The sequence below is a fragment of the Streptomyces sp. NPDC048297 genome (assembly GCF_043201585.1).
Lineage (GTDB): Bacteria > Actinomycetota > Actinomycetes > Streptomycetales > Streptomycetaceae > Streptomyces.
This window is the reverse complement of record NZ_JBICZA010000005.1, coordinates 12,174-34,566: the sequence shown is the minus strand read 5'-3', so window position 1 is coordinate 34,566 and position 22,393 is coordinate 12,174. Positions and strand designations below refer to the sequence as shown.

Genomic DNA, 22,393 nt, shown 5'->3' with positions numbered 1-22,393 from the left:
TTCTCACCCTGCCGTCTCACCGTGCCGTCTCACCGTGCCGCCTCAGCCTGCGGATCGCAGAGCCGCGAGCTGGTCCTCGAACGGGACCACGGTGAACTCGGCGACCTCGACGCTCTCGGCCCGCTCCTGCCGGGGCAGGCCCGGACGGGCGCCGGACAGCCCCGTCATCAGCGCGGACAGCTCCCCGGCGGCCCGCTCGATCCGCTCGGACAGCCCCTGCGCGCCCCAGTCCTCCGAGGCGGCGTACACCGCGGTCGGAACGATCACGGCCCGCAGGTAGGCGAAGAGCGGACGCAGCGCGTGTTCCAGGACCAGCGAGTGCCGGCCCGTACCGCCGGTGGCGGCGATCAGCACCGGCTTGCCGGCCAGCGCCTCCTTGTCCAGCACGTCGAAGAACGACTTGAACAGGCCGCTGTACGACGCGGTGAACACGGGCGTGACGACGATCAGTCCGTCCGCGGCGCTCACCGCGTCGAGCGCCGCCGCCAGCTCCCGCCCCGGGAACCCGCTGGTGAAGTTCTGCGCGATCTCGACCGCGAGGTCACGCAGCTCGACGACCTCGATGTCCAGGGACGGCGTCCGCTGGTCCACGGCGGTGGCCAGCCGGTCGGCCAGCAGCCGGGTGGAGGAGGGGACGCTCAGCCCCGCGGACACGACGACGAGCTTCATGCGGCCCTCACCTCGTCCTCACTCTTCTCGTTCTGGGTCTCGGACTCGTCCTTCGTCTCGGACTCGTCCTTCGTCTCGGTCTCGGTCTTCGCCTCGTTCTTCGCGGCCAGCAGGGACGTGTGGGTCGGGGCCTCCGGCACGTTCGCCGGACGGCCCTTCGCGAACTCCTTGCGCAGGACCGGTACGACCTCCTCGCCGAGGATGTCGAGCTGCTCCAGGACGGTCTTCAGCGGCAGTCCCGCGTGGTCCATCAGGAACAGCTGGCGCTGGTAGTCACCGGCGTACTCCCGGAAGGACAGCGTCCGCTCGATGACCTGCTGCGGGGACCCGACGGTCAGCGGGGTCTGCTCGGTGAAGTCCTCCAGCGAGGGCCCGTGCCCGTACACCGGCGCGTTGTCGAAGTACGGCCGGAACTCGCGCACGGCGTCCTGCGAGTTCTTCCGCATGAACACCTGCCCGCCGAGGCCGACGATCGCCTGCTCCGGGGTGCCGTGCCCGTAGTGGGCGAACCGCTTCCGGTAGAACTCGATCATCCGCTTGGTGTGCTCGGCCGGCCAGAAGATGTTGTTGTGGAAGAAGCCGTCGCCGTAGTACGCGGCCTGCTCGGCGATCTCCGGGGAGCGGATGGAGCCGTGCCAGACGAACGGCGGCACGTCGTCCATCGGCCGCGGCGTGGACGTGAAGCCCTGCAGCGGCGTGCGGAACTTGCCCTCCCAGTCGACGACGTCCTCGCGCCACAGCCGGCGCAGCAGGGCGTAGTTCTCGACGGCGAGGTTGATGCCCTCGCGGATGTCCTGGCCGAACCAGGGGTAGACGGGTCCGGTGTTGCCGCGGCCCATCATCAGGTCGACGCGACCGTCGGCCAGGTGCTGGAGCATCGCGTAGTCCTCCGCGATCTTCACCGGGTCGTTGGTGGTGATCAGCGTGGTGGACGTGGAGAGGATCAGCTTCTCCGTCTGAGCGGCGACGTAACCGAGCATCGTGGTCGGGGACGACGGCACGAACGGCGGGTTGTGGTGTTCACCGGTCGCGAAGACGTCGAGTCCGACCTCTTCCGCCTTCAGCGCGATGGCGATGATGGCCTTGATCCGCTCACGCTCGGTCGGCGTCCGTCCCGTGGTCGGGTCCGGCGTGACATCGCCGACGCTGAAGATCCCGAACTGCATGGTCCCTCACCCTCTAGGTTGTTGACCATTCAACTATACCTTTCGAACGATGGCCCTGCCCGAGCTATTCCCGACCTGTTCCCCCACTTCGGGACGCGACGGCGTCGCCGCCGGCCCACCTCGCCCCGCCGCCGCACGACACCAGAAGGAGGACGTCAGAGGGTGTACGTCAGAAGGAGTACGTCAGAAGGAGTACGTGTCCCCGGTGTCCAGCACCAGCACCTTCAGCCGGTCGTTGGACCGGTTCGCGTCCACCACGCCCCCGCCCCAGGCGGTGTCCACCTCCAGCGTCACCTCCGCAGGCCGCTCCGCCAGCCGCACCGGCACCCGGATCTGGTCCCCCACCCCACCCGCGGGCAGCGCCCCCGTCCCGCACACCACGGACCGCTCGTCCGTCCGCGCGCACCCCACCGGCAACCGCTGCCGCTCGGCCAGCGGCACCGACCAGCTCAGCCGCACGCTCGCGTCCGGCACGGCCGTCGGCCCGTTGTTGCGCGGCGTGAGCCGGACCTCCATCAGGTCCCCGTTCATCACCGCGCTCCCGTGAAAGGCCAGGTCGGCCTGGGGCGCGGACCCGGCCCACGTGGTCCCGCCCGCCGCCACCAGGGCACCCGCGCACACTGCGGACACCACGGACACCACCCACGCCCTCGCCCGCCTCGCCCGCCTCGCGCGCCTCGTCCGCCGCATCCCGCTCGTCCGCCACATCCGCCGCATCCGCCTCATCCGTACGCCTCCCGCATCCGCCACGGCCCGCACGTCCCGCGCGGCCTTCACATCCCCTATACATCCCCTATATACGGAGGTATGCCACGAGCCGCCCCCCAGGCACCTGCCAACAGGTGACACCACGAACCGCGCCCGAAGCCCTCGTGCGAAGCTGCGGCCATGTGGATCGTCCGCTCCGCCGCCCTGTTCGTCGTCGCCGCGTTCTTCGAGATCGGCGGTGCCTGGCTGATCTGGCAGGGCGTCCGCGAGCACCGGGGCTGGCTGTGGGCGCTCGGCGGTGTCCTCTCCCTCGGCGCGTACGGATTCGTCGCCACCTTCCAGCCGGACGCCCACTTCGGCCGCATCCTCGCCGCGTACGGCGGGATCTTCGTCGCCGGGTCCATCCTGTGGGGCGTGATCGCGGACGGATACCGCCCCGACCGCTGGGACCTCGCGGGCGCCCTGATCTGCCTCGCCGGGATGGCCGTGATCATGTGGGCGCCGCGAGGCAACGGCTGAGCCTCGCCTAATCTGGACGGAGCCCCCGCAGCCGACTCCAGGAGAGCCCATGGCCACCGCCGACCCGTCCGCCGCCTCCCGCATCGCCGTCGTCACGGGTGCGAGCAGCGGCATCGGCGCCGCCACGGCACGGCAGCTCGCCGCGGCCGGCTACCGCGTCGTCCTCACCGCCCGCCGCGAGGACCGCATCGAGGCGCTGGCGAAGGAGATCAACGCCGCGGGCCACTCGGCCACGGCGTACACGCTGGACGTGACCGACCGCGCGGCGGTGGACGAGTTCGCGACGGCCTTCAGGACGATCGGCGTCCTGGTCAACAACGCCGGCGGAGCCCTCGGCGCCGACCCCGTGGCCACCGGCGACCCGGCCGACTGGCGCACGATGTACGAGACGAACGTCATCGGCACCCTCAACCTCACCCAGGCCCTGCTGCCCAAGCTGGAGGCGAGCGGCGACGGCGTGGTGGTCGTCGTCTCCTCCACCGCCGGACACGGCACGTACGAGGGCGGCGGCGGGTACGTCGCCGCCAAGCACGGCGCCCACGTCCTCGCCGAGACCCTGCGCCTGGAGATCGTCGGCACACCGGTCCGCGTCGTCGAGATCGCGCCCGGCATGGTCAGGACCGAGGAGTTCGCGCTGACCCGCTTCGGCGGCGACACCGACCGGGCCGCCAAGGTCTACGAGGGCGTGGCCGAGCCGCTCACCGCCGAGGACGTGGCCGAGACGATCACCTGGGCGGTCACCCGCCCCAGCCACGTCAACGTGGACCTCCTGGTCCTGCGACCGCGCGCCCAGGCCTCCAACACGAAGGTGCACAGGGAGTCGTGATGGATGACGAGAAGTCCCCGGAGACCTCCGCGGAAACGTCCTCCACCCAGTCCCTGGAGAAGCGCCGCCTCGCGCAGGAGACGAAGAACGAACGCCAGGTCTGGTACTTCCTGGCGTACTTCCTCTTCGGCATCCACTTCGTGGCGTTCATCATGATCTACGCGGTACGCCACGCAAAGTGAGCCAGGTGGACCAGGTGAGCCAGGTGAGCCGCGCTCCGGTCAGGGCGCCCGGCACTCCGGATCGTCGACGATCACCGCGTGGGCGGGGATGACCACGACCTCGTCGTCGTCCTCCTGGCGCACGTACTTCGTGGTGGCGTATCCCCGCTTGCCCTCGCCGACGCACTTGGTGGCGAGGTTCCCGAACTGGTCCGGGAAGTTGTAGACCTCGGCCGGGCTGTTCTCCCCCGCCCGGCCCCGCACCGGCGCGTCCGCCTTCCCGCGCTCCTCGTAGTGCTGCCGCGAACAGCCGGCGGTCACCGACGCGGCACACACCACGGCCACGACCGCCAGGGCGACCCGCGCGCTCAGCCCGCGCACGCCTTGTCCTCCACGATCTGCACGTTGGAGGGCCCGGTGGCATTGGTCGTCACGTACGCCCGGAACCCGTGCCCCACGCACTTGGTGGCGAGGTTCCCGAACCCGTCGGGCATGTTGAACACCTCGGCCGGCGTGTTGTCCCCGGCCCGCCCCTGCACCGGCGCGTCCCCCTTGCCCCGCTCGTCGTTGTAGTTCTGCGAACACCCGGCGAGCAGACCCCCCGCAAGCACCACCGCGGCGACCGAGACCACCGCACCCCTACGACGCGTACGACATATACGACGCATACGACTACGACGCATCATCAACTGCCCCTCCCCGCCGGACGGCTTCCGACGAGGAGGGAGACAGCCCGCGAGGGCCTTCCGGTTCCGGGGCCGTCAGCCCTTCACGCAGACGACCTGCTTCAGCTTGGCCACGACCTCGACCAGGTCCTTCTGCTGGTCGATGACCTGGTCGATGGACTTGTAGGCGCCCGGGATCTCGTCCACGACGCCGGAGTCCTTACGGCACTCCACGCCCCGGGTCTGCTCCTCCAGATCCTTGGTCGAGAAGCGCCGCTTGGCCGCGTTCCGGCTCATCCGCCGACCCGCGCCGTGCGAGGCCGAGTTGAAGGACTTCTCGTTGCCGAGACCCTTCACGATGTACGAACCCGTGCCCATCGAGCCCGGGATGATCCCGAACTCGCCGGAGCCGGCCCGGATCGCGCCCTTGCGGGTCACGAGCAGGTCCATGCCCTGGTACCGCTCCTGCGCGACGTAGTTGTGGTGGCAGGAGATCTCCGGCTCGAAGGCCGGCCTGGCCTTCTTGAACTCCTTGCGGATCACGTCCTTCAGGAGCGCCATCATGAGCGTGCGGTTGTACTTGGCGTACTCCTGCGCCCAGAACAGGTCGTTGCGGTACGCCGCCATCTGCGGCGTGTCCGCCACGAAGACGGCGAGGTCGCGGTCGACCAGGCCCTGGTTGTGCGGGAGCTTCTGGGCCACGCCGATGTGGTGCTCGGCGAGTTCCTTGCCGATGTTGCGGGATCCGGAGTGCAGCATCAGCCAGACGGAACCGGTCGTGTCCGTGCACACCTCGACGAAGTGGTTGCCGCTTCCCAGCGTCCCCATCTGCTTCCCGGCGCGCTCGTGACGGAACTTGACCGCGTCCGCGATTCCGTCGAACCGGCCCCAGAAGTCGTCCCAGCCGGACGTCGCGAGCCCGTGGAACCGGCCCGGCTCGACGGGGTCGTCGTGCATCCCCCGGCCCACCGGGATCGCCTGCTCGATCTTCGAGCGCAGCCGCGACAGATCACCCGGGAGGTCGTTCGCCGTCAGGGACGTCTTCACCGCCGACATTCCGCAGCCGATGTCCACACCCACCGCCGCCGGACACACCGCGTCGCGCATCGCGATGACCGAGCCGACCGTCGCGCCCTTTCCGTAGTGCACGTCCGGCATGACGGCCAGGCCCTTGATCCAGGGCAGGGTGGCGACGTTCTGGAGCTGGCGCAGGGCGCCGTCCTCGACGGTCGCGGGGTCGGTCCACATGCGGATCGGCACCTTGGCGCCGGGCATCTCGACGTACGACATGACTTCCTCATTCCCCCGGATACAGGCAACAGGTCAGGCAACAGAAGAGCTTGAGCGACAAAAAGGAAAGGCGGCACCAAAGCCGTCGGAAAGAGACAGGGGACCGGCGTCCACGGCGGTGCGTGCGATACACATTGTCTGCAGGGGGCGCCCCGCCACGGCAAGCGAATAACCAGCGGGGACACAGAAGCAGCAGGCGATCACCACGTCGGATCGCCCACCGTCGAGAGGATCCCGCCCGTGCAGCGGAAGGCGTACGTAACCGGCATCGCGGCCCTCCTCGCGGCGTTGCTGGCAGGCTGTTCGAGCGGCTCCGGAAGCGACGGCGCGAGCGACAACTCCAACCCGGACGCCGCCGGTACGGCCACCGTCGCGGCCCAGCCCGGCAAGTACCGCACGCTTCCCGAGCCGTGCGGCGCGGTCGGCCACGACACCCTGGACGCGCTGCTCCCGGGCATCCGGCAGATCGCCGACGCCGACCCGCGGGACAAGGCGTACCGGGGCGAGGCCGAGCTGACCTACGACACCGACCGCAAGGTGGGCTGCCACTGGAAGGTCCAGTCGACGGCGGCCACCGACCGCCTCTCGGTCGACTTCGAGCGCGTGGTGTCGTACGACAACGCGGTCAGCGACGACGCCCAGGCGCAGAAGCTGTTCCAGCAGATGGAGGTGGCCGCGGACCTGCCCGCGCCCAGCTCCTCGGCCCCGACGACACCGGCCGCCACGCCCAGCGGTTCGGCGAGCGCGAGCGCGGGCGGCGGCGCCACCCCGGACTCGGCGGGCTCCCCGACGCAGTCCTCGACGGGCGCCCCGACGGGCTCCTCGTCCGATGCCTCGTCCCCTGCCTCGTCCGCCCCGGGCTCCCCCTCGGGCAGTGCCTCCTCGACGGCCGAACTCCAGCCCCGCACGCTCTCCGGTCTCGGTGACGAGGCGTATCTGGACGACCAACTCGGCAACTCGGGTTCGACGGCCGAACAGCGGACGGTGACTGTGGTGTTCCGCACGTCCAACGTCGTGGTGACCATCGAGTACGAGGAGCAGCCGATGGCCGTCGGTATGGTCCCGGACAGCAAGGAAATGCAGGACAGGGCCCGGAATCTGGCCTCTCAACTGGACGACGCACTGGGCGGATGACGGCGTGGTGAACGCCGTGCGTCGCCGCCCGCGATGCGGGCGAACCAAAACCGCACAGCTCCTTCACCGCGTACGGTGGCCCCGCAGGAACCCGCACGAACACCCAGCGTCACGAGTGAAGGAACCATGCAGCGAGCAGCCCAGCGAGACGACCGAGCCCAGCTTGATCAACGAGCCAAGCGCCTCCGCCGCGTCCTTGTGTGCGCGGCAGCCGTTCCCGCGGTACTGATCACCGCCGCCTGCTCCTCGGACTCCGGTGCCGGCGACAAGGGTGGCCCGGCGGCCGGGCAGAGCGCCGGCGACGCGAAGAAGCAGCCCTCGGCGAGTGCCTCCCCGACCGTGCGGGCCGCCGCGTACCGCACGCTTCCCGAGCCGTGCAAGGTGCTGTCGAAGGGCACCCTGGGTGACCTGGTGCCGAAGGGGTCCAAGGCCGGCAAGGACGGCACCAGCGACGACGTGTCGACGCGTTCCTCGTGCTCCTGGAACAGCCTGGACAACAACGGCGTCAAGGGCTCGCAGTTCCGCTGGCTGAACGTCTCCCTGCTGCGTTTCGACTCGGACGCGACCCGCGGCTCCGGCGACCAGCAGGCGCACGCGTACTACCTGCGGCAGATCTCGGACGCCAAGGGCGTGGCCGGTGCGAAGAACACCACGTCACAGCCGGTGGCCGGGACGGGCGACGAGGCGACGACCGTGCGGTACGACCTGAAGAAGAAGGAAGGCGCCTTCAAGCAGCAGACGGTCGTCGCCCGGGTCGAGAACGTCGTCGTCACGCTCGACTACAACGGTGCCGGTCTCGCGGGCGAGAAGACCCCGGACGCCGCCGCTCTGACCAAGGCCGCCGAGAAGGCCGCCAAGGAGGCGATCGCGTCGGTGGCCTCGGCCAACGGCAAGGGATCCGGGGCGGGTTCGGCGTCGGGCTCGACATCGGGTTCGACGTCGGGCTCGACGTCCGGTCCGGCGTCCGATTCGCCCTCCGAGTCCGCCTCCCCGAGCGCTTCGCCGTCCAAGTCGGCGGCCAAGAAGGGCTGACCGGCGCCACGTGCGCCACGCACGTGTGCCACCCTGTTGCGCGCAACAACACGCAATGGGAGGGGAGTACGAGTGGCCGCGCCACTGCAGCTGACCCGATTGCACCGCATTCTTATCGGCGTGGTCGTTTCCGGTGCCTTGATCATCGCCGGGATCGGCTTCGCCGGTTCGTACGCGGCCGTCCGTGAGCTGGCCCTGAAGAAGGGGTTCGGGAACTTCTCGTACGTCTTCCCGATCGGCATCGACGCGGGCATCTGTGTCCTGCTCGCGCTGGACCTGCTGCTGACCTGGATACGCATACCCTTCCCCCTGCTGCGCCAGACGGCGTGGCTGCTGACGGCGGCGACGATCGCCTTCAACGGCGCGGCGGCCTGGCCGGATCCGCTGGGTGTGGGCATGCACGCGGTGATCCCGATCCTGTTCGTGGTCTCCGTCGAGGCGGCCCGGCACGCGATCGGCCGGATCGCGGACATCACCGCGGACAAGCACATGGAGGGCGTGCGGATCACCCGCTGGCTGCTCTCGCCGGTGCCGACGTTCCTGCTGTGGCGCCGGATGAAGCTGTGGGAGCTGCGCTCCTACGAGCAGGTCATCAAGCTGGAGCAGGAACGCCTCGTCTATCAGGCGCGGTTGCGCTCGCGCTTCGGCCGCGCCTGGCGCCGCAAGGCACCGGTGGAGTCGCTGATGCCGCTGCGCCTGGCCCGGTACGGCGTCCCGCTGGCGCAGACGGCCCCGGCGGGCCTTGCGGCGGCGGGCATCGAGCCGGCCGTGCTGCCCGCCGCGGACCGCACGACGGCTCCGGTTCCGCAGCAGGCGGCGCCGGCCGGCGAGGCACGCCCCCTGCTGCCCGCGCAGCGCACCGGGGAGTACACCGGCGAGTTCGGCCGTGAGCACGGCGGGGAGTACCGCGGTGGGCCGGGGAACGTCCAGGACCCGGAGGAGAGCCCGTGGTTCCAGACGCCGCCGCGCGACATGGACTACCAGGGGGGCTACGACCCCACGTACGACCCGGCGCCCGATCCTCAGTACGTTCCCGAGGAGCAGTACGAGGAGTGGTACGACGAGCAGCCGCCGGAGCAGTTCCAGCAGCCGTCCCCCGAGGACACGGGCAGCTTCCCCATCCCGGTGGGCCCGAACCGCACCCGTGAGCTGGGCGAGGGCGGCGGCACCCCGCCGGCCGAGCCGGACGACGATGACTTCTACCAGGTCTTCCGTCAGTCCATAGACGGCAGTTATCCCACGCCCCGCGTCCTGGGCGACAACGTCCTGGCGACGTACGGAAAGCAGCTCAGCCCCGGCGAGCTGAAGGAACTCGTGGACCGCTTCCAGCAGCGCCATTCGGCGGAGCTGGAGGAGGACCACATCGCCTGACGCCGCGAAGCCCGGCCCATGAGGAAGGGGCCCTCCTTGGGGAGGGCCCCTTCCTCATGTCCTTTCAGCCGCCTACTCGCCGAGCAGGCGCCGCACCCGCTCCTGGCCCACGGCCAGCAGCAGGGTGGGCAGGCGCGGGCCCGTGTCCCGGCCCACGAGCAGGTGGTAGAGCAGCGCGAAGAACGTGCGCTGGGCCGTCTTGATCTCCGGCGGCAGCTCCTTCGGCGTGGCGTCGGCGGAGAATCCGGCCTGGACCTTCGGGACGCCGTAGACGAGGTGGGTCAGTCCGTCGAGCGACCAGTGCTCGGCGAGCCCGTCGAGCAGCAGGCGTACGGACTGCTGGGAGGCCTCGTCGAGGGACTTCAGAAGCTCGGCGTCGGGCTCGTCGCGCACGATGGTGCGCTGGTCGGCGGGGACGTGGGTGTTGATCCACGCCTCGGCCTTGTCGTAGCGGGGCCGGGCCTCGTCCAGGGAGGACAGGGGCTGCTCCGGGTCGAGCTCGGAGAGGATGCGCAGGGCCTGGTCCTCGTGGCCGGCGGTGATGTCGGCGACGGAGGCAAGGGTGCGGTACGGCATCGGACGCGCGGTCGTGGGCAGCGCGCCGGCGGCGGTGCCGACGGCCCGGGTGTGGGCCGCGACGTCGCCGGGCAGGGCGGAACTTCCCCCAGAGCCAATAGCCTGGGAGGTGCCCCCAGCGACCTTCCCGGCCAGCTTGTCCCACTCGTCGTACAGCCGCTGGATCTCCTGGTCGAAGGCGATCTTGAAGGACTGGTTGGGCCGGCGGCGGGCGTAGAGCCAGCGCAGCAGCTGCGGCTCCATGATCTTCAGCGCGTCGGCCGGGGTCGGCACACCGCCGCGCGAGGACGACATCTTCGCCATGCCGGAGATGCCGACGAAGGCGTACATCGGGCCGATGGGCTGCTTGCCGCCGAAGATGCCGACGATCTGGCCGCCGACCTGGAAGCTGGAGCCGGGCGAGGAGTGGTCGACGCCGCTGGGCTCGAAGACGACGCCCTCGTACGCCCAGCGCATCGGCCAGTCGACCTTCCAGACCAGCTTGCCGCGGTTGAACTCGGTCAGCCGGACGGTCTCCGAGAAGCCGCACGCGGTGCAGGTGTACGTCAGCTCGGTGGTGTCGTCGTCGTACGCGGTGACGGTGGTGAGGTCCTTGCCGCAGTTGCCGCAGTACGGCTTGTACGGGAAGTAGCCGGCGGAGCCGGAGCTGCCGTCGTCCTCGGACGCGGCGCCCGAGCCCTCCTCTGCCTCCAGCTCGGCCTCGTCGACCGGCTTCTGCTGCTGCTTCTTGGCCGGCGCCTTCTTCGTGCGGTACTGGTCGAGGATCGCGTCGATGTCACCGCGGTGCTTCATCGCGTGCAGGATCTGCTCGCGGTAGACACCGGTGGTGTACTGCTCCGTCTGGCTGATCCCGTCGAACTCGACACCCATCTCGGCGAGCGAGTCGACCATCGCGGCCTTGAAGTGCTCGGCCCAGTTCGGGTACGGGGACCCCTCCGGGGCGGGCACGGAGGTCAGCGGCTTGCCGATGTGCCCGGCCCAGGAGTCGTCGACCCCGGCGATGCCCCGGGGCACCTTGCGGTAGCGGTCGTAGTCGTCCCAGGAGATCAGGTGCCGGACCTGGTACCCGCGCCGCCGGATCTCGTCGGCGACCAGGTGCGGGGTCATCACCTCACGAAGATTGCCCAGGTGAATGGGCCCGGAGGGGGAGAGTCCGGACGCGACGACGACCGGTTTCCCGGGGGCCCGGCGCTCCGACTCCTCGATGACCTCATCCGCGAAACGGGAGACCCAGTCGGTGGTCTCGGTGCTCTGAGCCACGATCGGCACGTCCTTCTTCCTGCTTCATCCTGGAACGGGGCGGCACTCCATCGAAACGGGGTGATGCCCCATTCTCACAGACCCGGTCCCGACGGCGAAAACCCCTTTGTGCCGCGTGAGAGACTGGGCGTGTCTATCGATCCCCACGAGGAGAACGGCACCCCTTCCTATGGCCTCGGTCACGTCCCTCAGCGACTCCGTCCAGCAGCACCTCGCGTCCGCCCTCTCGGCCACCCTGCCCGAGGCCGCCGGCGCGGACCCGCTGCTGCGACGAAGCGACCGGGCCGACTTCCAGGCCAACGGGATCCTGGCGCTCGCCAAGAAGGCGAAGGCGAACCCCCGGGAGCTGGCGACGCAGGTCGTCTCCCAGGTCGTCACGGGTGACGTGATCAAGGAGATCGAGGTCTCCGGCCCCGGCTTCCTGAACGTCACGATCGCGGACAGGGCGATCACCGAGAACCTGGCCGCGCGGTACGCGGACGAGACCGGCCGCCTCGGCGTGCCGACCGCCGCGAACGCGGGCACGACGGTGATCGACTACGCGCAGCCGAACGTGGCGAAGGAGATGCACGTCGGCCACCTGCGGTCGGCGGTCATCGGCGACGCGGTGGTGCAGCTGCTGGAGTTCACCGGCGAGAGCGTCGTGCGCCGTCACCACATCGGCGACTGGGGCACCCAGTTCGGCATGCTCATCCAGTACCTGGACGAGCACCCGCACGAGCTGGACCACAAGGCCGCCCAGGTGACGGGCGAGGAGGCGATGTCGAACCTCGACAGCCTCTACAAGGCCGCGCGCAGGAAGTTCGACTCCGACGAGGAGTTCAAGACGCGGGCCCGCCGCCGGGTGGTGGCCCTCCAGGCCGGCGACCCGCAGACGCTCGCCATGTGGCAGAAGTTCGTCGACGAGTCGAAGATCTACTTCTACTCGGTCTTCGAGAAGCTGGACATGGAGATCCGGGACCCCGACATCGTCGGCGAGTCCGGCTACAACGACATGCTCGCGGAGACCTGCCGGCTGCTGGAGGAGTCCGGTGTCGCGGTCCGCTCCGAGGGCGCCCTGTGCGTGTTCTTCGACGACATCAAGGGCCCGGAGGGCAACCCGGTCCCGCTGATCGTGCAGAAGTCGGACGGCGGCTACGGCTACGCGGCCACCGACCTCTCCGCGATCCGCGACCGCGTCTTCAACCTGAAGGCGAACTCGATCATCTACGTCGTGGACGCCCGTCAGTCGCTGCACTTCAAGATGGTCTTCGAGACCGCGCGGCGGGCCGGCTGGCTGAACGACGACGTCAAGGCGTACCAGCTGGCCTTCGGCACGGTGCTGGGCAAGGACGGCAAGCCGTTCAAGACGCGTGAGGGCGAGACGGTCCGGCTGGTCGACCTGCTGGACGAGGCGATCGACCGTGCCTCGGCCGTGGTCCGGGAGAAGGCCCAGGACCTGTCCGAGGAGGAGATCACCGAGCGTGGCGCCCAGGTGGGCATCGGCGCGGTGAAGTACGCGGACCTGTCGACGTCGGCGAACCGGGACTACAAGTTCGACCTGGACCAGATGGTCTCGCTGAACGGCGACACGTCCGTCTACCTCCAGTACGCCTACGCCCGTATCCAGTCCATCCTGCGCAAGGCCGGCGAGACCCGCCCGGTCGCGCACCCGGAGCTGGAACTGGCCGACGCCGAGCGGGCGTTGGGTCTGCACGCGGACGCCTTCGCGGAGTCGGTGGCGGAGGCGGCGACGGAGTACGCCCCGCACAAGCTGGCGGCGTACCTCTACCAGCTGGCGTCCCTGTACACGACGTTCTACGACAAGTGCCCGGTCCTGAAGGCCGAGACGAAGGAGCAGGTGGAGAACCGCCTCTTCCTGTGCGACGTCACGGCCCGCACCCTGCACCAGGGCATGGCCCTGCTGGGCATCAGGACTCCCGAGAAGCTCTGACCTCCGGGCCGTTCGTCTCGGCCAGCTCCCGGACACCGTACGAGAGCCTCTCGTACGGTGTCCGGGGCGAGGACGCTCAACGGCGTTGCCAGGCCCAGGAGATAGCGGGCGAGGCCGTCCGCGTCCGGGCCGCCGATGTCGACGGTCGTCGCGTCCGGGCCGTCGGGCCGGTGCGCGCCGATCGTGGGCGGGACGAGGCGCAGGGCCTCCTGGAGCGGAACGGGGAGGCGGACGGTCGCCGTCAGCGGGTACGGGCCGCCTGCGATGTTGCGGGAGACCAGCCGGGCCGGGTCCGGGGCGCCGGTGAGGTCCGCCGGGTGACCGGTGGGCCGCAGGCGGTCGACCCGGTCGGCGCGAAAGGTGCGCCACTGCCCCCGGGCGACGTCCCGCGCGACGAAGTACCAGAGCCTGCCGGTGTGGACCAGTCGGTAGGGGTCGACGTCGCGGACCGTGGCCCTGCCCGCCCCGTCCGTGTAGGACAGCCGGGCGCGCTCCCCGCCGCGGCACGCGGCCGCCAGTTCCAGTAGCAGGCCGGGACGCATCGGGGGTGTGCCGGTGCCAGGGAGGCGCACGAAGGCGTCGTCCAGGTCGCCCAGGCGGTCCGCGACCCGGCGGGGCAGGACCTGACGAAGCTTCAGCATCGCGGACAGGGCCGCCTGGTCGCCGTCCAGCGCCGTCCCGCTCAGGCCCACGGCCACGGCCAGCGCCTCCTCGTCGTCGAGGATCAGCGGCGGTACGTGGGATCCGGCGCGCAGGCGGTAGCCGCCCCAGGGGCCGGCCTCGGAGTCGACGGTGTAGCCGAGTTCCCTCAGGCGTGCGACGTCCCGGCGGACCGTGCGGTCGGTGACCTCCATGCGCTCGGCCAGTGCGGCGCTGGTCCAGGACGGGCGGGCGGACAGCAGGGCAAGCAGCCGTAGCAGGCGGGCGGACGCGGCGATCACGACCGAAGTCTCACACACACGCCCCGGTGACCAGGACCGTAACTGTCCTGGTCATGTCCTAGCGTCCTCCCCATGAGCACAGACACCACCACGTCCGCACCCGCGTTCCGCTACGCCGCCGTCACCTTCGACTGCGCCGACCCTGCCGAAATGGCACGTTTCTACGGCGAGTTGCTCGGCTTCCCGATCCTGTTCTCCACGGACGACTTCGTCCTGCTCGGCAAGGAGGGCGCGGCCGGCCTGGGCTTCAACCGGCTGGCCGACTACCGCCCGCCGACCTGGCCGGGCCCCGCCCAGGAGAAGCAGGCCCACATCGAACTGGGCGTGGACGACCTCGACCTCGCCGAGAAGCGGCTGCTCGAACTGGGCGCCGTCAAGCCCGAGTTCCAGCCGGGCGCCGAGCGCTGGCGGGTCCTGCTGGACCCGGCGGGCCACCCGTTCTGCATCACGACCCTGGTCTGAGTGGCGCGCTGCCCCCAGGGCTCAGACGCGGCGCGGCCGCCCGGACGACGGCCGGGCGGCCTCGGCGGAAGACGCTGGGCGTCAGCCGAACGCCGGGGTCTCCTTGGGGTTCGGGCCGTACTTGTTCTCGCCCGCCACGCTGTCGGTGCAGTAGAAGACCAGCAGGACGATGGGGCCGACGAGCGGGATGATGCCCAGGAGGATCAGCCAGCCGGACTTTCCGGTGTCGTGCAGCCGGCGCACGCTGACGCCCCAGGACGGCAGCAGCAGGAGAAGCGCGACGATGAGCACGAGGTAGGGGGCCTTGGCCGCGGCACCGATGCCCGCGACGACGGCGTAAATGATCACGCGAACAGCGTGTACATCCAGTATTCCTTGCGGCGCGCCCGCCCGCTGAAGACCGCGTACTTCTTGAGCGCCTCGATGAACCAGCTCATGGAAACCCCCCAGGGATCGACGTGTTGCCCGGTCCGAACGGATCAGGCCAGGCGCTGAGGTTAAGGGTTTCGCCACGAACACGTCAGGCGTAAAAGTGCACGTTTCAAACGCCATTTTCAGGACAGATATGAGCAAGGCCGCCGACCGTTGCCGGTACAGCGGCCTCCCGTTCGCGGATCCGTCGTCGTTCCGTTGCCGAACTGACGGCTTTTCGAAGCCGGTTCGCGGCGGATCCGGTATCGGAACGATGCCCGCCCGTGTCCGTCAGCGAAGCTTCTGCGCCACCTCGGTCGCCCAGTAGGTGAGGATGTTGCGCGCGCCGGCCCGCTTGATGCCCGTCAGCGTCTCGAAGATGGCGCGGTCGCGGTCGACCCAGCCCTTCTCGGCGGCGGCCTCGACCATCGAGTACTCGCCGGAGATCTGGTAGGCGGCGACCGGCACGTCCACCGAGTCGGCGACCCGGGCGAGGATGTCCAGGTACGGCCCGGCCGGCTTGACCATCACCATGTCGGCGCCCTCGGCCAGGTCCAGCTCCAGCTCCCGCATCGACTCGCGCCAGTTGGCGGGGTCCTGCTGGTACGTCTTGCGGTCGCCCTGCAGGGAGGAGGCGACGGCCTCGCGGAAGGGGCCGTAGAAGGCGGAGGAGTACTTGGCGGTGTAGGCGAGGATGGCGACGTCCTCGCGGCCGATCTGGTCGAGCGCGTCGCGGACGACGCCGACCTGGCCGTCCATCATGCCGCTCGGGCCGACCACATGGGCGCCGGCGTCGGCCTGCACCTGGGCCATCTCGGCGTACCGCTCCAGGGTGGCGTCGTTGTCGACCCGGCCCTCGGCGTCGAGCACGCCGCAGTGTCCGTGGTCGACGGTCTCGTCGAGGCAGAGGTCGGACATGACGAGCAGTTCGTCCCCGACCTCGGCGCGCACATCGCGGATGGCGACCTGCAGGATCCCGTCCGGGTCGGTCCCCGGGGTGCCGAGCGCGTCCTTCTTGCTCTCCTCCGGCACGCCGAACAGCATGATCCCGGAGATGCCGGCCTCGACCGCCTCCGCCGCGGCCTTCTTCAGGCTGTCCCGGGTGTGCTGGACGACCCCGGGCATGGCCGCGATCGGCACGGGCTCGCTCACGCCCTCCCGGACGAACGCCGGGAGGATGAAGTCCGCGGGGTGCAGCCGCGTCTCGGCGACCATCCGCCGCATGACGGGCGTGGTCCGCAGCCGCCGAGGTCGCGTGCCGGGGAAGGATCCGTACTTCGTCATGCCTTCTACGCTACGCCCGCCCGGCCCGCGCCTTTGCCGACGCCCTGTCGGACCAAGAGGGGCATAGCGCCCACCCGCTGGGGGACCCGGCACCCCGGCGTGAGCGGGGGCCACACGAAAAGGCGGAGCGCCCCGCACAGGGCACTCCGCCTTCACCGTTCACGCCGCCGTACAGCTGCTCACGCCGCCGTACAGCTCACGCCGTCACACCACTCACGTCGTCGTACGACGCCTCCGAGCACCCGGGCGCCGCTCGCTCGGACGCGTCACCGGGTCGCCCGACTCCAGGGCGGCGGCGCGGCGCTTCAGACCGAAGCCGGCCAGGGCTTCCGCCAGCTTGTGGACGGAGGGCTCCGGAGCCATGACGTCGACCCGCAGGCCGTGTTCCTCGGCCGTCTTCGCCGTGGCCGGGCCGATGCAGGCGATCACCGTCACGTTGTGCGGCTTGCCCGCGATGCCGACCAGGTTGCGGACGGTCGAGGAGGACGTGAAGAGGACCGCGTCGAAGCCGCCGCCCTTGATCGCCTCACGGGTGTCCGCCGGCGGCGGCGAGGCGCGCACGGTGCGGTAGGCGGTGACGTCGTCGACCTCCCAGCCCAGCTCGATCAGACCGGCGACCAGGGTCTCGGTCGCGATGTCGGCGCGGGGCAGGAAGACACGGTCGATCGGGTCGAAGACCGGGTCGTAGGGGGGCCAGTCCTCCAGCAGGCCGGCCGCCGACTGCTCGCCGCTCGGCACCAGGTCCGGCTTCACACCGAAGGCGATCAGCGCCCTGGCGGTCTGCTCGCCCACCGCGGCGACCTTGATGCCCGCGAAGGCACGGGCGTCGAGGCCGTACTCCTCGAACTTCTCGCGGACCGCCTTGACCGCGTTCACCGAGGTGAAGGCGATCCACTCGTAGCGGCCCGTCACCAGGCCCTTGACCGCGCGTTCCATCTGCTGCGGGGTGCGCGGGGGCTCCACCGCGATCGTCGGGACCTCGTGCGGCACGGCGCCGTAGGACCGCAGCTGGTCGGAGAGCGACGCCGCCTGCTCCTTCGTGCGCGGCACGAGCACCTTCCAGCCGAACAGCGGCTTGGACTCGAACCACGACAGCTGGTCGCGCTGGGCGGCGGCGGAACGCTCACCGACCACGGCTATCACCGGCCGGCCGCCGTCCGGGGACGGCAGGACCTTCGCCTGCTTCAGGGTCTGGGCGATGGTGCCGAGGGTCGCCGTCCAGGTGCGCTGGCGGGTCGTCGTACCGGCGACCGTCACCGTCAGCGGGGTGTCCGGCTTGCGGCCCGCCGACACCAGTTCGCCGGCGGCAGCCGCCACCGCGTCCAGGGTCGTGGAGACCACGACCGTGCCGTCGGAGGCGCCCACCTCGGTCCAGCAGCGGTCGGAGGCGGTACGGGCGTCCACGAACCGGACGTCCGCGCCCTGCGCGTCCCGCAGCGGCACACCGGCGTACGCGGGCACACCGACCGCCGCCGCGACACCGGGGACGACCTCGAAGGGCACCCCGGCCGCGGCGCAGGCGAGCATCTCCTCGGCCGCGTACGTGTCCAGTCCGGGGTCCCCGGACACCGCACGGACGACCCGCCTGCCGCCCCGTGCGGCCTCCATGACAAGATGAGCGGCATCCCGGGCAGCAGCCGGGACAGCGGCGGTTGTTGACGTGCCGTCAACGACCGTCAGCTGGGGCGTGCCCGTGCCCGGCGGCGGGAGCTGAGACGGATCCGCGTCCGTCGTCACGACGGAGACGCCCTGCCGGGCATGCGTCCGGATCACGTCGAGCACCTCGTGCTCGGCGACCAGAACGTCCGCGGTCGACAGCGCCTCCACGGCGCGCAGAGTCAGCAGTCCCGGATCCCCGGGTCCGGCACCGAGGAAGGTGACGTGCCCGTGTTCCAGGCCGGCGGGAAGGGTGGTGGGGCTCAATGTGCTCGCTCCCCCATCAGACCGGCCGCGCCCTGGGCGAGCATCTCGGCGGCGAGTTCGCGACCGAGTGCCTCCGCCTGCTCGTGCGTGTGGGGCACGGGACCGGTGGTGGACAGCTGCACCGTGCGAGTGCCGTCGGTCGTGCCGACGACGGCCCGCAGGCGCATTTCCTTGACAATCTGCCCGTCGGCCAGGAGGTCGGCCAGCGCGCCCACAGGGGCGGAGCAGCCGGCCTCCAGGGCGGCGAGCAGTGACCGCTCGGCGGTCACGGCGGCCCGCGTGAACGGGTCGTCGAGCCGGCCGAGCGCCGCGATCAGGTCCGCGCGGTCCGCGGCACACTCGATCGCCAGTGCCCCCTGGCCGGGGGCGGGCAGAACCGTGTCGACCGACAGGAAGTCGGTCACCTCGTCGCTGCGGCCGATCCGGTTGAGGCCGGCGGCGGCGAGGACGACGGCGTCGAGTTCGCCCTTGCGGACGTACCCGATCCGGGTGTCGACGTTTCCGCGTATCGGGACCGTCTCGATGTCCAGTCCGTGGGCGCGGGCGTACGCGTTCAGCTGCGCCATGCGGCGCGGCGAGCCGGTGCCGATGCGGGCGGCGGAGCCGTGCGCGCAGGACGCGGCGAGGTCGGTGAACTTCAGCGCGTCCCGGGCGACGACCGCGTCCCGCGGGTCCTCGCGCACCGGGACGGCGGCCAGGACCAGGTCCTCGGGCTGCGTGGTCGGCAGGTCCTTCAGCGAATGAACCGCGAAGTCGACCTCGCCCCGCAGCAGCGCGTCGCGCAGCGCCGTGACGAACACGCCGGTGCCGCCGATCTGCGCGAGGTGCTCGCGGGAGATGTCGCCGTAGGTGGTGATCTCGACCAGCTCGACGGGCCGGCCGGTCACCTGGCTCACGGCCTGTGCCACCTGTCCGGACTGGGCCATGGCGAGTTTGCTCCGCCGTGTCCCCAGTCGCAGTGGTGGTGCCTTCTCACTCATGCCGGTCGGTCCTTCTCGTCTGTGCTGTTCCCGGCCCGGGAGACGGAGGCGACCGTCTCGGGGTCGAGGTCGAACAGGGTGCGCAGCGCGTCCGCGTACCCGGCGCCGCCGGGCTCGGCCGCGAGCTGCTTGACCCGTACGGTCGGCGCGTGCAGCAGCTTGTCGACGACCCGGTGCACGGCCTGGCGGATCTCGCCGCGCTGGCGTTCGTCCAGGTCGGGCAGGCGGCCGTCGAGGCGCGCGATCTCTCCGGCGACGACGTCGGCGGCCATGGTGCGCAGCGCGACGACGGTCGGCGTGATGTGTGCCGCCCGCTGCGCCGCGCCGAAGGCCGCGACCTCGTCGGAGACGATACGCCGGACCTGGTCCACGTCGGCGGCCATCGGGGCGTCGGCGGAGGCCTCGGCGAGGGACTCGATGTCCACAAGCCGCACCCCGGCCAGCCGGTGCGCGGCCGCGTCGATGTCGCGGGGCATGGCGAGGTCGAGGAGGTACAGGGCCGGGGCCGGGCGCGGGATCTGGGCGACGGGTTCGGGCTTGCGGTGCTCGGGGACGCGGCCGATGGCGGCCGCGGTCGCGGCGAGCGCGCCGATCAGCTCGGCGTCGTCCTCGGGGGTACGGGCCTCGGTCTCGGCGGTGCGGCGCGCGCTCTCGCGCCGGTCCACGGTGGCGCCCGCGACCCAGGCCGCGTGCTGCTCCAGGGTGGCCGCGTCCATGCCGGCCACGGCGGCCTCGCCCATCACCGAGAAGCCGGTCGCGCCCTGGACGGCGGCCAGGTCCACCGGGCAGCCGTCCTCGGCGGCGGTGCCGGCGGGCGCCTGCGGGGCGGCGGGCTTCGGCGCGGGGGCGGAGGCGTCGGCGACGGGCGCGCCGACGCGGCCCTCGACCGCCTGCCCGATCGCCTCGGCGGTCAGCACCAGGCCGGTCGCGCCGGTGCAGGAGACGACGACGTCGGCACGTGTCAGCTCGTGCGGTACGGCGTCCATCCGTACCGCACGGGCCGTCACCGCGTGGTCGTCGGCCTCGGTCAGGATCTGCGCGAGCCGCTCGGCGCGCTCGAAGGTGCGGTTGGCGACGACGATCTCGCGGACCCCGGCCCGTGCGAGGGTCGCGGCGGCCAGCGAGGACATCGATCCGGCGCCGATGACCAGCGCCTTCTTGCCGCCGGCCCAGTCCTGGACGTCGCCGCCCGCGGCCAGCTGCTCCAGGCCGAAGGTGACCAGGGACTGGCCGGCGCGGTCGATGCCGGTCTCGAAGTGGGCGCGCTTGCCGACCCGCAGGGACTGCTGGAACAGGTCGTTGATCAGCTTGCCGGCGCTGTGCAGCTCCTGGGCGCGGGCCAGGGAGTCCTTGATCTGGGCGATGATCTGGCCCTCGCCGACGACCATGGAGTCCAGTCCGCAGGCCACCGAGAACAGGTGGTGGACGGCGCGGTCCTCGTAGTGCACGTACAGGTAGGGCGTGAGTTCTTCCAGGCCGACGCCGCTGTGCTGGGCGAGCAGTGTGGACAGCTCGGCGACACCGGCGTGGAACTTGTCCACGTCGGCGTACAGCTCGATGCGGTTGCAGGTGGCGAGGACGGCGGCCTCGGTGGCCGGTTCGGCGGCGACCGTGTCCTGGGACAGCTTGACCTGGGTGTCCGCGTTCAGCGAGGCCCGCTCCAGGACGCTCACGGGTGCGCTGCGGTGGCTCAGGCCGACGACGAGGAGGCTCATGCCGGCATCACGGCGGGTACGTCCCCGTCGGGTCCCTGGTCGACGCCCTCGCGGGAGGTGGCGGCGGGCCGCGCGCCGTCGCCGGCGGCGGTCTCCTCGCCGGCCTTGCGCTGCTCGTGGAAGGCGAGGATCTGCAGCTCGATGGAGAGGTCGACCTTGCGCACGTCGACGCCGTCCGGGACGGACAGCACGGTCGGCGCGAAGTTCAGGATGGAGGTGACCCCGGCGGCCACGAGCCGGTCGCAGACCGGCTGGGCGGCGCCGGCCGGGGTGGCGATGACGCCGATGGAGACCCCGTTGTCCTTGATGATCTTCTCGAGCTCGTCGGTGTGCTGGACCGGGATGCCCGCGACGGGCTTTCCGGCCATCGCCGGGTCGGCGTCGATCAGCGCGGCGACCCGGAAGCCACGGGAGGCGAACCCGCCGTAGTTGGCGAGGGCGGCGCCGAGGTTACCAATACCGACGATGACGACCGGCCAGTCCTGGGTCAGGCCGAGTTCGCGGGAGATCTGGTAGACGAGGTACTCCACGTCGTAGCCGACACCGCGCGTTCCGTAGGAGCCCAGGTAGGAGAAGTCCTTGCGCAGCTTGGCGGAGTTGACCCCCGCCGCCGCGGCCAGCTCCTCGGAGGAGACCGTGGGGACCGAGCGCTCCGACAGTGCGGTCAGAGCTCGGAGGTACAGCGGAAGCCTGGCGACGGTGGCCTCGGGAATCCCTCGGCTACGGGTCGCCGGTCGGTGTGTTCGGCCAGTTGCCACGGTGCTCCTGCGGGTAGAGCGGGGCTGCAGGCGGTCATACGTCCCCAGACCGCCCCGTCGACAGCAGGCTATGTCTTTGTGAACGCGTGCACAAAGATGGTGTCCGATTTGCCCGGCAAACGTGACCGGGGTCACGCGCGTCGATCCCGGGAGACAGCCAGGGGGCAAAACGACACACTCCTCATGAATCACGCCCCCGAGACCAAACCGTCGTCGATCCTAAGCGACATCCGACCCCGACTTGCACTGCTCGGTCAGTCGACGGTCACCTTCCGGTCACCTTCCGACCACCTCTCGGTCATCCCCCGGTCAGTTCCTTGCGCAGACGACCCTCGTCCACCCGCCAGAAGGTGTGCTGACGGCCGTCGACGAGGACCACCGGGATCTGCTCCCAGTACTGGTCGTGCAGTGCCCGGTCCTCGGTGATGTCCTTCTGCTCCCAGGGCACGCCGAGTTCGCCGCAGACTTTCTCGATCACGGTCTGCGCGTCGTCGCACAGATGGCAGCCGGGCTTGCGGACGAGCGTGACCAACCGCACCTGAGGTGCGGCCTTGCGGCGGAAGAGAGGGCTCATGCCGGCCATTCTCGCGCCTCCTTTAACGGCGCGGT

At 70.7% G+C, this 22,393-nt stretch carries 22 protein-coding genes and 1 pseudogene; 8 read left to right on the top strand and 15 right to left on the bottom strand.

The genetic code is table 11. From position 1 onward, the window contains the following. Positions 1-42: 42 nt before the first annotated feature. The 3 genes from ACGFYV_RS06915 to ACGFYV_RS06905 form a co-directional block, all read right to left on the bottom strand. Complete coding sequence (locus ACGFYV_RS06915) at positions 43-669, bottom strand: CE1759 family FMN reductase (RefSeq protein ID WP_393877320.1); 627 nt, start codon at positions 667-669, stop codon at positions 43-45. Then, complete coding sequence (locus ACGFYV_RS06910; RefSeq protein ID WP_393877319.1) at positions 666-1,835, bottom strand: LLM class flavin-dependent oxidoreductase; 1,170 nt, start codon at positions 1,833-1,835, stop codon at positions 666-668. The genes ACGFYV_RS06915 and ACGFYV_RS06910 overlap by 4 nt, the downstream gene beginning before the upstream one ends. 183 nt (positions 1,836-2,018) lie before the next feature. Beyond that, a complete protein-coding gene (locus ACGFYV_RS06905; RefSeq protein ID WP_393877318.1) occupies positions 2,019-2,468 on the bottom strand; it encodes a hypothetical protein in 450 nt (149 codons plus the stop codon). 255 nt (positions 2,469-2,723) lie between these two features. Between ACGFYV_RS06905 and ACGFYV_RS06900 the strand changes: the two genes are divergently transcribed. The 3 genes from ACGFYV_RS06900 to ACGFYV_RS06890 are packed head-to-tail and all read left to right on the top strand — an operon-like array spanning position 2,724 to position 4,070. After that, the gene (locus ACGFYV_RS06900; RefSeq protein ID WP_393877317.1) at positions 2,724-3,062 is read left to right on the top strand and encodes a YnfA family protein; all 339 of its coding nucleotides are present in this window, start codon (positions 2,724-2,726) and stop codon (positions 3,060-3,062) included. A gap of 49 nt (positions 3,063-3,111) precedes the next feature. Further along, positions 3,112-3,888: an SDR family NAD(P)-dependent oxidoreductase gene (locus tag ACGFYV_RS06895; RefSeq protein ID WP_393877316.1), complete on the top strand. Its 777-nt coding sequence runs from the start codon at positions 3,112-3,114 to the stop codon at positions 3,886-3,888. Beyond that, a complete protein-coding gene (locus tag ACGFYV_RS06890; protein ID WP_393877315.1) occupies positions 3,888-4,070 on the top strand; it encodes a hypothetical protein in 183 nt (60 codons plus the stop codon). The genes ACGFYV_RS06895 and ACGFYV_RS06890 overlap by 1 nt, the downstream gene beginning before the upstream one ends. Before the next feature lie 39 nt (positions 4,071-4,109). Here ACGFYV_RS06890 and ACGFYV_RS06885 read toward each other — a convergent pair whose 3' ends face one another. From ACGFYV_RS06885 to ACGFYV_RS06875, 3 genes are all read right to left on the bottom strand, one after another. Then, on the bottom strand, positions 4,110-4,430 hold the full coding sequence (locus tag ACGFYV_RS06885; RefSeq protein ID WP_393877314.1) for a hypothetical protein: 321 nt from the start codon (positions 4,428-4,430) through the stop codon (positions 4,110-4,112). Continuing rightward, positions 4,418-4,681, bottom strand: a complete 264-nt coding sequence (locus tag ACGFYV_RS06880; protein WP_393877313.1) for a hypothetical protein — start codon at positions 4,679-4,681, stop codon at positions 4,418-4,420. Before ACGFYV_RS06880 ends, ACGFYV_RS06885 begins: the two co-directional genes overlap by 13 nt. Positions 4,682-4,810: 129 nt before the next feature. Further along, on the bottom strand, positions 4,811-6,004 hold the full coding sequence (locus ACGFYV_RS06875; RefSeq protein ID WP_393877312.1) for an RtcB family protein: 1,194 nt from the start codon (positions 6,002-6,004) through the stop codon (positions 4,811-4,813). Between the two features lie 240 nt (positions 6,005-6,244). Here ACGFYV_RS06875 and ACGFYV_RS06870 point away from each other — a divergent pair, with 240 nt between their 5' ends. The 3 genes from ACGFYV_RS06870 (at position 6,245) to ACGFYV_RS06860 (ending at position 9,541) form a co-directional block, all read left to right on the top strand. Then, positions 6,245-7,138: a DUF3558 domain-containing protein gene (locus ACGFYV_RS06870; protein ID WP_393877311.1), complete on the top strand. Its 894-nt coding sequence runs from the start codon at positions 6,245-6,247 to the stop codon at positions 7,136-7,138. Between the two features lie 126 nt (positions 7,139-7,264). Beyond that, entirely contained in the window at positions 7,265-8,170 is a 906-nt protein-coding gene (locus ACGFYV_RS06865; protein WP_393877310.1) for a DUF3558 domain-containing protein, read from the top strand. A 72-nt stretch (positions 8,171-8,242) separates the two neighbouring features. Next, on the top strand, positions 8,243-9,541 hold the full coding sequence (locus ACGFYV_RS06860; protein ID WP_393877309.1) for a DUF2637 domain-containing protein: 1,299 nt from the start codon (positions 8,243-8,245) through the stop codon (positions 9,539-9,541). A 72-nt stretch (positions 9,542-9,613) separates the two neighbouring features. On the opposite strand, the gene lysS is transcribed toward ACGFYV_RS06860, so the two are convergent. Beyond that, on the bottom strand, positions 9,614-11,386 hold the full coding sequence (gene lysS, locus ACGFYV_RS06855) for a lysine--tRNA ligase (RefSeq protein WP_393877308.1): 1,773 nt from the start codon (positions 11,384-11,386) through the stop codon (positions 9,614-9,616). A gap of 160 nt (positions 11,387-11,546) precedes the next feature. On the opposite strand from lysS, the gene argS reads away from it, so the two are divergent. Further along, a complete protein-coding gene (gene argS, locus ACGFYV_RS06850) occupies positions 11,547-13,310 on the top strand; it encodes an arginine--tRNA ligase (RefSeq protein WP_393877307.1) in 1,764 nt (587 codons plus the stop codon). A gap of 98 nt (positions 13,311-13,408) precedes the next feature. Here the strand turns inward: argS and ACGFYV_RS06845 are convergent. Next, positions 13,409-14,251, bottom strand: a pseudogene (locus ACGFYV_RS06845) (helix-turn-helix transcriptional regulator); the annotation flags it as partial. 72 nt (positions 14,252-14,323) lie between these two features. On the opposite strand from ACGFYV_RS06845, the gene ACGFYV_RS06840 reads away from it, so the two are divergent. Continuing rightward, positions 14,324-14,713, top strand: a complete 390-nt coding sequence (locus tag ACGFYV_RS06840; protein ID WP_393877306.1) for a VOC family protein — start codon at positions 14,324-14,326, stop codon at positions 14,711-14,713. 81 nt (positions 14,714-14,794) lie between these two features. Here ACGFYV_RS06840 and ACGFYV_RS06835 read toward each other — a convergent pair whose 3' ends face one another. The 7 genes from ACGFYV_RS06835 to ACGFYV_RS06805 form a co-directional block, all read right to left on the bottom strand. Further along, positions 14,795-15,061 (bottom strand): DUF805 domain-containing protein, encoded by a 267-nt coding sequence (locus tag ACGFYV_RS06835; protein ID WP_393877305.1) that lies wholly within the window; start codon positions 15,059-15,061, stop codon positions 14,795-14,797. A gap of 354 nt (positions 15,062-15,415) precedes the next feature. Further along, positions 15,416-16,408 carry a porphobilinogen synthase gene (hemB, locus tag ACGFYV_RS06830; protein WP_393877304.1) on the bottom strand — a complete coding sequence of 331 codons (993 nt, stop codon included), beginning with the start codon at positions 16,406-16,408 and terminating at the stop codon, positions 15,416-15,418. 213 nt (positions 16,409-16,621) lie between these two features. After that, positions 16,622-18,331: a uroporphyrinogen-III synthase gene (locus ACGFYV_RS06825; protein ID WP_393877303.1), complete on the bottom strand. Its 1,710-nt coding sequence runs from the start codon at positions 18,329-18,331 to the stop codon at positions 16,622-16,624. Next, a complete protein-coding gene (gene hemC, locus ACGFYV_RS06820; RefSeq protein WP_393877302.1) occupies positions 18,328-19,311 on the bottom strand; it encodes a hydroxymethylbilane synthase in 984 nt (327 codons plus the stop codon). Before hemC ends, ACGFYV_RS06825 begins: the two co-directional genes overlap by 4 nt. Beyond that, positions 19,308-21,026, bottom strand: coding sequence for a glutamyl-tRNA reductase (locus ACGFYV_RS06815; protein ID WP_393877301.1), 1,719 nt, complete (start codon positions 21,024-21,026; stop codon positions 19,308-19,310). The genes hemC and ACGFYV_RS06815 overlap by 4 nt, the downstream gene beginning before the upstream one ends. Further along, positions 21,023-21,784: a redox-sensing transcriptional repressor Rex gene (locus tag ACGFYV_RS06810; protein ID WP_393877300.1), complete on the bottom strand. Its 762-nt coding sequence runs from the start codon at positions 21,782-21,784 to the stop codon at positions 21,023-21,025. The genes ACGFYV_RS06815 and ACGFYV_RS06810 overlap by 4 nt, the downstream gene beginning before the upstream one ends. 298 nt (positions 21,785-22,082) lie before the next feature. Then, a complete protein-coding gene (locus tag ACGFYV_RS06805; RefSeq protein ID WP_393877299.1) occupies positions 22,083-22,367 on the bottom strand; it encodes a glutaredoxin family protein in 285 nt (94 codons plus the stop codon). Positions 22,368-22,393: the final 26 nt, after the last annotated feature.